Genomic DNA, 12,150 nt, shown 5'->3' with positions numbered 1-12,150 from the left:
CCCCGAAGCACTGTTTGCTGACGTTTCGGGGTTGTTTGTAAAGTGGGTAAAGATGCCTTGACAAGCACCCCCGAACCGCAGGGAAGGCTTCGTATCGGGGTGCAGGGCCGGGTGTGGCTGCGTTGGTGGGTTGTGTGCGCGGGCTGCGGTTGGGCGGGTGGGCGCGGGGCTTGGGTGGTTGGGCGGGTTAGCGCGCGAGTGCCGGTGGGTGCGAGGTTGGGGGCTTGGTTGGGGTGCGAGTGCGGATGTCCCGCGGTCGGACGTGGGGCTTGCGTCCGGCTGGGGCGGGTTCCCTTGCGGCCACTGTGGAGGCGCCCTCGTATCGACCGGTCGGTCATGGAGGGAACTCCGAGAATCCCGATAATCCCAGTTCGTGAAGGGGGGCTTCGCGGCTTCGCGCAGGTCGTGAGGGGAACCCTGAGGGAATCAGAGTCCGTGAAGGTTCCCCTCACGGACTCTGTGTCTCACCCGGCGGAGGACATCAGTTGGCCCCGCGCGGAGAGATATCGGCTGTTTCCGTGTGGAGAGGGCTCGGCTGATCTCGCGCGGAGAGATATCGGCTGATGCCATGCGACGGAGGCGTCGAAGAATTCGATCCCCGGACGTGCCCCAGCGAATTTGGCCTCCCAAGGCACCCGCCACCGCACCGAGGGGCAAGAACCCTCATCCGCACTAGCAAACAATGAAGGGACCCTTCACCCCTAACCATGCGTAGTAATGAAGGGTCCCTTCACCCCACTCCTCGGCGACCCATAGCCACCGCCACCACCCGAATGGCGCAAGATCCTCACGCTCACCGGGAGTGACGGTAGGGTTTGCCCACCCTCGGCGTCGCTACTGGACAGAAAGTGGGAAGCAGACCTTGCACCCGGTCGGTCGAGCGCAGAGCATGGACGTCGTGTCCGACTTCCCCTACGCGCTGGTCGTCCCGTGGGTCCTGGTCGGCATCCTGGTGATCGTGGTGCTGGTCCTCGCCTTCCGGGCGCGCCGGCCCAAGGGGGTCATCCAGGACGCCGTGCTCCAGGCCGTCCACCGGATGTCCAAAGCCACGCCGAACCTGCGGGCGGGGCTCGACGAGGAGGCCGCCAACCGGATGACGGCGGAGCTGCTCGAGGTGCTCGACTGTCTCGCGGTCGGCATCACCGACAGTGAAGGCACGTTGCTGTCCTGGGCGGGCGAGGCCACCGACCACTACCTGGACGTCGTCGAGGACATCGGCACCGCGTTGCGCAAGCATCGGCGGGCTGTCGCTGACCACAACAAGATGCCGTGCAACCACCGCGGCACCTGCAAGATGAAGACCGCCGCGATCGTGCCGATTCTTGTCGAGGGCGAGGCCGAAGCGACGCTGATCGTGGTCGGGCGCACGCGCGGCAAACTGGTGCAGATGGCCGAGGCCGTGGGGCAGTTCGTCTGCACGCAGTTCGAACTCGCGCGGCTGGAAGAATCGCGTAATCAGCTGCAGCAGGCGGAAATCAAAGCACTGCGCGCGCAGATCTCGCCGCACTTCGTCTACAACGCGCTCAACACGATCTCCGCGCTCATTCGAACCGACCCCGAGGAAGCGCGAGAGCTGCTTCAGGACTTCGCGGACTTCACGCGTTATTCGTTCCGCACCTCCGGCATGTACACCACGCTCGCCGAGGAACTGCGCAACATCGACCGCTATCTGACGATCGAGAACGCGAGGTTCGGCGGTCGGCTCGAGGTGCGGATGAAGATCGCGCCCGAGGTGCTGAGCGTCGTGGTGCCGTTCCTGATCATCCAGCCGCTCGTGGAAAACGCCGTCAAGCACGGGCTGGCCAGCAAACCGAGCGGCGGGTGCGTCACGGTGATCGCGCGGGACGACGGGCACGAAGCGCTGATCACGGTCGAGGACGACGGCATCGGGATGGATCCACGCCAGCTCACCGATCTGCGCAACGCGCACCGCACCGGCGCGCACGTCGGGCTCGGCAACATCAACCAGCGCATGCGGCAGGTGTTCGGCGAGGATTACGCGCTCACCGTCGAAACCGCGCCGGGGGCGGGCATGAAGGTCGCTCTTCGGGTGCCGAAGTTCAAGCTCGGCGTGCGGCCGAACATGCCGGACTACTCCGCCGACGTCCCGCAGCAGCCGCCCGCGCCGATCGAGCCGGAACCGGAACCCGACGGAGTGCACGGCTCGCGCTCGGGAATGCTGCCCGCGCACTGAACTGGTTAGCCTGGGCAGATGAGCGTGACCGACAAGCTGACTTCCCGCCTTCCCATGCTCGGCGACCGGGGCGACCGCAAGGACGTGGTCGCCGTGGTGAAGCTGCACGGCGTGATCACGCCGACGCCGTCGCCGCTGGCTCGCGGTGCGATCAACCTCGCCGCCGTCGAATCCGCGCTCACCAGGGCGTTCGCCCACGACCGGCTCAAGGCGGTCGCGCTGCAGATCAACTCGCCCGGCGGCGCGCCGACGCAGTCCGGCCTCGTCGCGGAGCGGATCCGGCAGCTGGCCGACGAGAAGGGCGTGCCGGTGCTGGCGTTCGCCGAGGACGTCGCCGCGTCCGGCGGGTACTGGCTCGCCTGCGCGGCCGACGAGATCTACGCGCACCGGACGTCCATGGTCGGTTCGATCGGCGTGATCAGCGGCGGCTTCGGGTTCACCGGGCTGCTCGAACGCTTCGGCATCGAGCGCAGGCTGCACACCGCGGGAGCGAACAAATCGCGGCTCGACCCGTTCAGCCCGGAGAAGCCCGAGGACGTCGAGTGGCTGAAAAACATGCACAGCCAGCTGCACGAACTGTTCGTCGAATGGGTCAAACAGCGCCGCGGCGACCGGCTGACCGACTCCACCGACCTGTTCACCGGGGACGTCTGGCTCGGCCAGAAAGCCGTCGACCTCGGACTGGTCGACGGGCTCGGTTCGCTGCGCGAGATCGTCCGCGAGCGGTATCCGGACGCCGAGATTTCCGTGGCCGAGCCGAAGAAACCGCTGCTCGCCCGGCTCGGGATCGGTGCGCCCGCGGCGGCGAACGCGCTGCTGGACGCGGTGACCACGAAGGCCGCCTGGTCGCGTTTCGGGCTGTGACCGCAGGTGAGTGGCGACTCCGGTACGCCACTCACAAGGGGCTCTCTGCGATCGGGTCTGGACAACGCACCTCGCAATCGGCAGGATGCGTCTCACTGTGAGTGCTCACGACGACACCCGGAAACTCATCGTCCTCGCCGTGGACGACGAGCTGGCCGGGCTGGACGAACTCAGCCACGGACTCCAGAACAACCCGCACATCCACCGCGTTTTCCAGGCCTCCGACGCCTCCGACGCGCTGCGGCTGTTCTCGCACGACGACCCGGAACTGGCTGCCCGGCGGGCAAACGGCCTGCCGACGGTCGACGCCGTGTTCGCCGACATCGACATGCCCGGCCTGTCCGGGATGGAGATGTCGCGCGTGATCGCGGCGATGAACCCGTCGCCGGTACTGGTGTTCGTCACCGGGCACGCCGAGGAAGCGGTCAACGCCTTCGACCTCGGCGCGGTCGACTACGTCCTGAAGCCGTTCCAGCAGGACCGGCTCGACAGGTCGGTCGCGCGGGTGCGCGAGAAGCTGGCCACGGTCGCGGGCCCGCCCGCCGGCGGCGGCGCCGAGCCGGTCAAGAACGACGACGAGGTCATCCCGGTCGAACTGGCCGGCACCACGAAGCTGATCCCGCGCTCGTCGGTGCGCTGGGTGGAAGCACAGGGCGACTACGCGCGGCTCTTCACCACCGAGGGCAGCCACCTGGTCCGGATCCCGCTCGCCCAGCTGGAAGAACGCTGGGAGAAAGCCGGATTCGTCCGGATCCACCGGTCGTTCCTGGTCGCGCTGCCGCTGATCACCGAAATGCGGATGGGTCAGGGCGGCTACCAGGTCGTGATCGGCAACGAGGAGAAAGTGCTGCCGGTCAGCCGACGGCACACCCGGGCGCTGAAGGACCGCATCGTCGGTTCCGGCCGGGGCGGCTAGCCGTAGATGTCCTCTCCCGAAGACCCTTACCACCGGCTCTCCAACGGAGTCCGCGAACCGGACCCGACGCTGGGCGTGCGGCCGGAGGACCGCGCGGTGGTCGAACCGGTGCCGCCCGCACCCGAACCGGTCCCGCGGTCCAGCGAACCCGCGCACGTGCGGCCGAAACGGGAACGTGTGGTGCTCGCCGATTCGCGGCAGTCGTCCGGCCGGATGCGCGGCCGGGTCGAGCTGGAGGAACAGACCAGCTGGGGAAAACTGCTGGTCCGCGACCTGGTGAAGGTGCAGCTGCGGACCTCGGTGTGGCTGGCGGTGCTCGTGGTGGTCGTGCTCGGGGCGCTGCCCGCGCTGTTCTACTTCCTCCCTGCGGTCGCGCGGTTCACCGTGATCGGCATCCCGATCCCGTGGCTCGTGCTCGGCCTGCTTCCGTTCCCGTTCCTCTTCGCCGTCGGCCTCTGGTACAACCGGCTGGCCGAACGGCACGAACGCGATTTCGTCGACATGATTGAGAACTGACCCGCGCGGGGAGACGCGCCCTAGTGGCGGCGCGTCCCGGAAGCGTGTGGTCGTGCGAGGATTCACGCCGTGCAGCTGACCCCGTGGACGTTGACCGGCCTCGCGCTGGTCGCCTTCGCGACGTTCTACCTCGGGTACCGTTCGTCGCGCGGGGCCACCAGCACGCACGACTTCCTCGTCGCCCGCCGAACCGTGCGCTCCAGCCGCAACGCCGCGGCGATCTCCGGCGAATACCTGTCCGCGGCGTCGTTCCTCGGTGTCGCGGGCATGGTGCTCAAGCAGGGCGCCGACGCGACCTGGTACCCGATCGGCTTCACCGCCGGGTACCTCGCGCTGATGCTGTTCGTCGCCGCGCCGCTGCGCCGGTCGGGGGCGTACACGCTGCCGGACTTCGTGGAGGCACGGCTCGGTTCGATCGGCCTGCGCCGCTTCGCGACCGCCGGCGCGGTGTTCATCGGGATCCTCTACATGGTCCCGCAGCTGCAGGCCGCCGGTCTGACGCTCGCGCAGATCGTCCCGGTACCGGCGTGGGCTGGCGCGCTCCTCGTCATCGTCCTGGTCGCGGTCAACGTGATGGCCGGCGGGATGCGGGCGATCACCGTGGTCCAGGCGTTCCAGTACTGGCTCAAGCTGTTCGCGATCGCCGTGCCGACTTTCGTGCTGTGCATGGTTTTCTTCGCCGGCGGAGGCCCTGGCGGGGTGCGTGCGCTCGGTGCGCCCGCGCCGCCGGTGTTCCCGTCGGACACCAAGGTGACGGTGCAGACCGACGTGACCGTGAAGGTCACCACCGAGACTTTCTTCTACGCCCACGGCCGTATCGACAACGGTCCCGCGGGCGGCATGGCGCGTTGGTCGCCGCTGGTGCCGCACAAGGTGTCCGCGGGGACCACGTTGCAATTCGCCGCGGGCACGCCGGTGCCGATCGTGAGCGACGCGCCCACGTCGAACGACGCGTGGCTGCACCCGGCGTCGAGCGGCATCAGCGATCTGCTGCAGACGTACTCGCTGATTTTCGCGCTGTTCCTCGGCACTATGGGCCTGCCGCACGTGCTGGTCCGCTTCTACACCAACCCCGACGGCAAGGCCGCGCGCCGCACCACCGTGCACGTGCTGCTGCTGCTCGGGCTGTTCTACCTGTTCCCGACGATGCTCGGCGCGCTCTCGCGGATGTATGTGCCGCAGTTGCTGCTCACCGGCAACACCGACGCGGCGGTGCTGTTGTTGCCGACCGCGGTGTTGCCCGGCTGGCCAGGGCAGATCCTCGCCGCGGTGACGGCCGCGGGCGCGTTCGCGGCGTTCCTGTCGAGCTGCTCGGGACTGCTGGTGAGCGTGGCCGGGGTGGTGTCGACGGACCTGCTGCCCGGCCGGGTCCGGGACTTCCGGGTCGCGACCCTGCTGGTCGCGGTGTGCCCGATGCTGCTCACGCTGATCTTCCGCACCGAGGACATCTCGCTGTCGATCGGGATGACGTTCGCGCTCGCCGCGTCCACCTTCAGCCCGCTGCTGCTGCTCGGCATCTGGTGGCGCAAGCTCAGCTGGCCGGGCGCGCTGGCGGGGATGATCGTCGGCGGCGGGATGGTGCTCGGCGCACTGGCGTACAACATCGTGTGCGAGTACACCGGAGACCGGATGCCGTGGTTCACCGTGCAGCCGGCGCTGATTTCGGTGCCCGCGGCGTTCCTGGCCACCTACGTGGTGAGCCGGCTGACCCGGTACGGCCGTCCGGAACTGGTGAACGACATCATGCTGCGCTTGCACGCCCCTGACCCGCTCGGCCTGATGCGCGACCGCGCGGTCGCGCGGTTCGGCCAGGCCGACGAGAAGCTGCGCACCGGCCGGGGACGCCACCGCAAGGCGTAGCGGCTAGCGTTCCTCACACGCGTACAACGTCATGACATGGGAGCATGGACCTGTGGTGAGCCCTGCTGAAATTCCGACCGCTGAAGTCCGCGACCTGCCCGCGGACGTGGCACTGCTCGACGTCCGCGAGGACGACGAGTGGGCCGCCGGGCACGCCCCCGCCGCGGTGCACATCCCGCTCGGCGAACTGCCCGCGCGGGTCGGCGAACTCGCCGAATTCCCCGAGGACAACCCGGTGTACGTCATCTGCCGCTCCGGCGGCCGCTCGGCGCGCGCCACGGCCTGGCTGAACGCGAGCGGCTGGGACGCGGTCAACGTCGCGGGCGGAATGGGAGCCTGGGCGCGCGAAGGCCGCCGCATGGTGAGCGAAAACCCCGACGCTGAACCCGAGGTTCTCTGAGGAATGCCTGCCCAGTCTGTTCCCGAGCCGCCGGAATCCTCGGATCCGGCGGCCTTCGTGCCTGGCTTCGGCCCGGGCGAGGGGGACGCTGGGCACGGTTCCCGGCCGGGTGAGGCTGGGGCCGGGCAGCCGGCATCTCGTCCGGGCGCGGGGAATGCCGGGTCGGCTGGGGTGCCGCCGGTGCCTGGGCCGATTCCCGGCTGGGCTCAGCAGCCGCGTCCGATGCAGCCGCAACCCGGACACTGGGCACCGCCGCAAGCTGGGCCAGCGCATCCTGGCCAGCAGTATCCGTACCAGCCGCAGTACCCCGCGCCTCCGCAGTACGCGGCGCAGCATCCGGCGTACGCGCGTCCGTTCACCGCCGCTCCGCAAGGTGCGATCCACCGGCCAGCCCCGCAGCAGCCGCAGCCGACTCCGCCGAAGCGAGCGGCCAAACTGCGCTGGGTCGCCTCCCCGCCGCCGAGCGCCGTCCGACGTCGCCGCGCCGTGCCCGCGACGCCCTACTCCGGGCCGCCGTCCTATCCGGTGCCGCCGCGATGGGGTTTCCCGAATCTGACCTGGCGCCGTCCGACGAACGTGCCCGGCACCGCGTCCGGCGAGATCCGGCCCATCGACCGGATTCCGGTGCTCGCGCGGAGTCTCACGACGATCCTCTGGACGTTCGCTGTCCTCGCGGTGACCGCGGCGGCGGCGGAGGTCTGGCGGTACACACTCCTCGTGGAGAGCCGCGATTCCGCGCTGAGCACCGGCGTCGTCGGGTTCTCCGACGCCTTCGTCATGCTCGCCGGCCTGCTCACCACGATCTTTTCGCTGCTCCCGGCGGGCCTCTCGGTCTGGTGGCTGCTGGTCGCCCGGCAAGCCGCCGCCGACGAAGCCGGGGAAGCGCCGCCCCGGCCGGTTTGGCAGGTCCTCGTGGGCGTGCTGGTGCCGATCGTGAACCTGCCGCTCGCGTTGTCCGTGGTCAGCGAGCTGGAGCACGCTGTGCTCCGCCGTTCCCGCGACGAGCGGCCGAAGCCTTCGCGGCTCGTGCTCGGCTGGTGGGGCGTGTGGGTGGCGAACTGGGTTTTGCTCGTCATCACGATCATCTGGCGGATCCGGCCGGGCGTGCAGGCGATGGCGGACAGCGTCCTGCTGGTCGCGTTCACCGACCTCGCCGCGGCCGCGCTCGCGATTGTCACCGCGCTGGTCATCCGGCGCTTCTCGCATCTGCTGATGCCGATCGCGCCGGAGCGGCTGCGCGACTTCCGGGTGCTCAAGATCGAGGGCGCGCCGGAGCCGGAGCTGCGGACCGCGCGTCCGGTCGGTGCCGCGCGTTAAAGGTCGCCGAGCGCGGGTTCCAGCTGGCCGAACGCGACCGCCGCGGAATTCCGGAGCTGATCCACCAGTTCGTTCAGCTTGACGTCCTGCCAGGTCAGCTGCCAGACGTCGTCGAGAAGGAGCCGCAGCACTGAAGTGAGGTGCGCCCCGGCCGTCCGCGACAGCATTTCCCGGTCCGGATGCCGGTCGAGCAGCGCGGCGACGAGCTGGGTTTCCCGTTCCATGTGCATGTCCCGGAGCGCGGACGTGAGCCGTTCGCTTTGCCGCACCATCCGCACGAAGGACACGTCCGCGAACCCGAGCAGCGGGCTCGTCTTGTCCAGCTCCGCGAAGCAGCCGTCCCGCACCGCGACCAGCGCGGGCGTCTCCGGATCGGCTCGGACCAGGTTCGCCGGCCAGTCCACGAAGTCCATCCGGATGTCGAAGACCAGGTCTTCCTTCCGGCTGAAGTGATTCGTCACGGTCATCTTGGCGACCCGCGCCGCCTCCGCGACCTCGGCGATCGTCACCTGGTCGAACCCGCGCTGGATGAACAGCCGGGTCGCCACCGCCGAGATCGTCTGCCGGGTCTCCAGCTTCTTCTGCTCCCTGAGGCTCACCTCCGCCAGTGTACTAGGTCCGACCTAAAATTATACTTGACCCATTCGCTAGGTTCGACCTAATCTCAGGTCCGACCTAATGAAGGGGGTGATTCGATGACCACGCAGCTTCCGGTCTCCGATTCCGGGCTTCGCCGGCTCGGCGGAGTGCTGATCCTCGGCGCGGTGCTGTCGATCCTCGACGCGACGATCGTGTCGGTCGGGATCGGCGTGATGGCGCGCGACCTGGACAGTTCGCTGCCGACCGTGCAGTGGGTGGCCAGCGCGTACCTGCTGGCCGCCTCGCTCACCATCCCGTTGTCAGGCTGGCTGTCCGACCGGTTCGGCGGCCGTCAGGTGTGGATCGCGGCCGTCGGGCTGTTCACGCTGGGGACGGTGCTGTGCGGATTCGCCTGGTCGGCACCGGCGTTGATCGCGTTCCGCGTGCTGCACGGGCTCGGCGGCGGTCTCATGCAACCGGTCGGCCAGGCGATTTTCGCGCAGGCGGCCGGGCCTCGGCTGGGCCGGATGATCGGCGTCGTCACGCTGCCCGCGACCGTCGCGCCGGTGCTCGGCCCGATGCTCGGCGGCGCGCTGGTCCAGGACCTGGGCTGGCGCTGGCTGTTCTTCGGGATCGTGCCGTTCGGCGTCGCCACTTTGCTGCTCGCCGTCCGGGTGCTGCCGCGCGAGGAACCCGCTGGCACGCGCGATCCGCTCGACGTCCGCGGCCTCCTGCTGCTTCCGCCGGGACTCGGTGCGCTCGGCTACGGCCTAGGCGAAGGCTCCAATGCATTCGCCGTCGCCGGTGCTGTGCTGCTGATCGCCTACGCCTGGCACGCGCGTCGCACGCAAGCGCCGCTGCTCGATCTGAAGTTGTTCGCGCACAAGGCTTTTGCGGTCGCGAGTGCGAGTACCTTCTTGCTGGGCGCGTCGCTGTACAGCTCGATGTTGCTGCTTCCGCTTTACTATCAGCAGATTCAGCACACCTCCGCTCTCGCCGCCGGGCTCTTGCTCGCACCACAGGCCCTCGGTTCAGCCGTCGTCCTCATCGCGGGCGGAAGGCTCTTGGACCGCTTCGGCGCACGAACAGTCATGCTCACCGGCATCGCGCTGTCGTTGGCAGGCACGATCGCCTTCACTCAGCTCGGCGATTCCCCCAGCCCGACCCTGTTGACAGTTTCGCTGCTGATCCGTGGGTTCGGCCTAGGCGCGACCGCCACGCCCGGCATGACGATGCTCTACACCTCGCTGGAACGCAGCCAAATCCCCCGCGCGGCGAGTGCGATCAACGTCGTCAACCGCATCGGCGGCTCGTTGGGGACGGCGTTGCTGGTGGCCGTTCTGCACGCGCAACCGTCCGGTGCCGCCGCGTTCGGCACGACCTTCACCTGGGCACTCGGCCTTTCCCTGCTGAGCTTTATCCCCGCCCTCTTTTTCCCGAAAGGAACCCGCGCATGACGCTGCGCCTCTTGGCCGTGCACGCCCATCCCGATGACGAATCAAGCAAAGGTGCCGCGACCTTGGCCCGCTACGCAGCCGAAGGCGTCGACGTCCTGGTGGCCACCTGCACCGGCGGCGAACGCGGCGATGTACTCAACCCGGCTTTGGACCGAGAGGACGTCCGACGGGAGCTGCCCGCCATTCGTCGCCGGGAAATGGCTGACGCGGCAAGGATTCTCGGCGTTCGTCAGACGTTCCTCGGCCACGAGGACTCAGGTCTGGGTCAGCCGTCCCCAACCGGGAGCTTCGCACAGATTCCCTTGGCTGCAGCGACAAAACCGCTGCTGGAGCTGATGCGGGAATTCCGTCCACAGGTAGTGGTCACCTATGACGAAACCGGCGGTTATCCACACCCCGACCACATCCGCACGCACGAGGTGACGAGCGCGGCGTTCGACGAGTCCGACGACGGCACCCCGCGCAAGCTCTACTACCTGGCCACCCTCAGCCGGTCATGGTTCGAAGCCATGCACGAAGCGACCCTCGCCGCTGGCGAAGAGTCGTTGATGGGCCCGGTCCTGGAAGAACTACCGCCGACCGACGTGCTCACCGTGACGGCTCGCATCCGCTGCGAAGAACACTTCGCGACCCGGGACGCCGCGTTGCGCGCGCACGCCACCCAGATGGATCCGGGGCATCCGTTTTTCGCGCACTCCCGCGAGATTGAGCGAAAGGCATGGCCGTGGGAGGACTACCACCTGGCTCGCACCAACGGTTCCGTCGAGATCGGCACCGGAGTGGAGGACGATTTGTTCGCGGGGTTGCGATGAGGCGGTGGCTCGCTCGCAGCCGGTGGTTGTGGATAGAACTGGGCCGTCAGGCTTAGGCAGTCACCGGCAAAGTCCGCAACCCCCGGATCACGAACTCCGGCCTCCGCTCCGGCTCCGCGGCCAGCCGCAGCCCGGGCAGCCGCTTCGTCAACGCCGTCAGCGCGGCCGCGATCTCCACCCGCGCCAGCGGTGCTCCGACGCAGTAGTGGATCCCCATCCCGAACCCGAGGTGCGCGTTCGGCGACCGGCCCACGTCCAGGGTGTCCGGGGCGTCGAACACCTTCGGATCACGCGCCGCGGCACCCAGCAGCGCCCCGATCTTCGAACCCTTCGCGACTCGGTGACCGGCGATTTCCACATCCTCAGTCGCCGTGCGCTCGAACAGCTGCAACGGCGAGTCGTAGCGGATCAGTTCTTCCACAGCCGAGTCGAGCAACGTTTGGTCGGACCTAAGCCGTTCCCATTCCGTGCGGTGGGTGAGCAGTGCGGTGACCCCGTTGCCGATCACGTTCACCGTTGCCTCGTGGCCGGCCATCAACAACAGCACCGCGGTGGCGACGACCTCGTCGGGGGTCAGTTCGCTCGCGGTCAGGTCTCGGACGATCCCGCGCGGCGAGCCAGCGACAACCTCGCGCAGGTACGCCACGAAGTCGGCCGCGGCCTGCTCGGCGGCGTCCTTTCCGTCTTCGGACAGGCCGTATTCGTACATCTTCACGATGGCGTTGCTCCACGTCACCAGCTGCGAGCCAGCCGAAGCGGGGACGCCGAGCAGTTCGGCGATCACCGCGACCGGCAGCGGCTGCGCGAGATGTTCGAGGAGGTCCGCGCTGCCGTCGGCGGCGATTTTCGCGGCCAGAGTGTCCACCATGGACTCGGCGAGTTCCGTGACCATCGGGCGCAGCCGTTGCACGTGGCCGCGGCCGAACTCTCCGGCGATGACGCGGCGCAGCCGGGTGTGCGCGGGCGGCTCGTTCTCCAGCAGCGAGTTGCGGTGCAGCAGGTTGAACGACGCGAATCGTTCGAGCGGCTGCGCGTCGGTCCAGATCCGGCCGAGCCCGCGGTGGCGGAGCACGGCGGCGGACGCGGCGTGGGAAACCGTGATCGCGATGCCGAGTCCGTCGTGCTGGTGCACCTCGCCTTCGGCGCGCAGCGCGGCGAACGCGGGATACGGGTCGGCGAGGAAGGCGGGATCGCGAGGGTCGAACACAAGCCGACTCTAACCCGCGAGTCTGGAC

General features: G+C 68.7%; 11 protein-coding genes. 9 read left to right on the top strand and 2 right to left on the bottom strand.

What is annotated here, in order from left to right:
- Positions 1–889: 889 nt before the first annotated feature.
- The 7 genes from ACWGIC_RS15600 (at position 890) to ACWGIC_RS15570 (ending at position 8,067) form a co-directional block, all read left to right on the top strand.
- Positions 890–2,194, top strand: coding sequence for a sensor histidine kinase (locus tag ACWGIC_RS15600; RefSeq protein WP_452076597.1), 1,305 nt, complete (start codon positions 890–892; stop codon positions 2,192–2,194).
- 18 nt (positions 2,195–2,212) lie between these two features.
- Complete coding sequence (locus ACWGIC_RS15595; RefSeq protein WP_452076596.1) at positions 2,213–3,058, top strand: S49 family peptidase; 846 nt, start codon at positions 2,213–2,215, stop codon at positions 3,056–3,058.
- A gap of 85 nt (positions 3,059–3,143) precedes the next feature.
- Positions 3,144–3,974, top strand: coding sequence for a LytR/AlgR family response regulator transcription factor (locus ACWGIC_RS15590; protein ID WP_452076595.1), 831 nt, complete (start codon positions 3,144–3,146; stop codon positions 3,972–3,974).
- 6 nt (positions 3,975–3,980) lie between these two features.
- Positions 3,981–4,490: a hypothetical protein gene (locus ACWGIC_RS15585; RefSeq protein ID WP_452076594.1), complete on the top strand. Its 510-nt coding sequence runs from the start codon at positions 3,981–3,983 to the stop codon at positions 4,488–4,490.
- 69 nt (positions 4,491–4,559) lie between these two features.
- Positions 4,560–6,350, top strand: a complete 1,791-nt coding sequence (locus tag ACWGIC_RS15580; protein WP_452076593.1) for a sodium/solute symporter — start codon at positions 4,560–4,562, stop codon at positions 6,348–6,350.
- Positions 6,351–6,381: 31 nt separating this feature from the next.
- Positions 6,382–6,750 (top strand): rhodanese-like domain-containing protein, encoded by a 369-nt coding sequence (locus ACWGIC_RS15575; protein ID WP_452076592.1) that lies wholly within the window; start codon positions 6,382–6,384, stop codon positions 6,748–6,750.
- A 222-nt stretch (positions 6,751–6,972) separates the two neighbouring features.
- The gene (locus ACWGIC_RS15570) at positions 6,973–8,067 is read left to right on the top strand and encodes a DUF4328 domain-containing protein (protein WP_452076603.1); all 1,095 of its coding nucleotides are present in this window, start codon (positions 6,973–6,975) and stop codon (positions 8,065–8,067) included.
- On the opposite strand, the gene ACWGIC_RS15565 is transcribed toward ACWGIC_RS15570, so the two are convergent.
- Positions 8,064–8,666 carry a TetR/AcrR family transcriptional regulator gene (locus ACWGIC_RS15565; RefSeq protein ID WP_452076591.1) on the bottom strand — a complete coding sequence of 201 codons (603 nt, stop codon included), beginning with the start codon at positions 8,664–8,666 and terminating at the stop codon, positions 8,064–8,066. The genes ACWGIC_RS15570 and ACWGIC_RS15565 overlap by 4 nt on opposite strands.
- A 96-nt stretch (positions 8,667–8,762) precedes the next feature.
- Between ACWGIC_RS15565 and ACWGIC_RS15560 the strand changes: the two genes are divergently transcribed.
- Entirely contained in the window at positions 8,763–10,103 is a 1,341-nt protein-coding gene (locus tag ACWGIC_RS15560; RefSeq protein WP_452076590.1) for a DHA2 family efflux MFS transporter permease subunit, read from the top strand.
- Positions 10,100–10,915, top strand: a complete 816-nt coding sequence (gene mca, locus ACWGIC_RS15555; protein WP_452076589.1) for a mycothiol conjugate amidase Mca — start codon at positions 10,100–10,102, stop codon at positions 10,913–10,915. Before ACWGIC_RS15560 ends, mca begins: the two co-directional genes overlap by 4 nt.
- A 52-nt stretch (positions 10,916–10,967) precedes the next feature.
- On the opposite strand, the gene ACWGIC_RS15550 is transcribed toward mca, so the two are convergent.
- On the bottom strand, positions 10,968–12,122 hold the full coding sequence (locus tag ACWGIC_RS15550) for a cytochrome P450 (RefSeq protein WP_452076588.1): 1,155 nt from the start codon (positions 12,120–12,122) through the stop codon (positions 10,968–10,970).
- Positions 12,123–12,150 lie beyond the last annotated feature (28 nt).

Source organism: Amycolatopsis sp. NPDC054798, from assembly GCF_053611505.1.
This window is presented reverse-complemented; position numbering and strand designations above follow the sequence as displayed.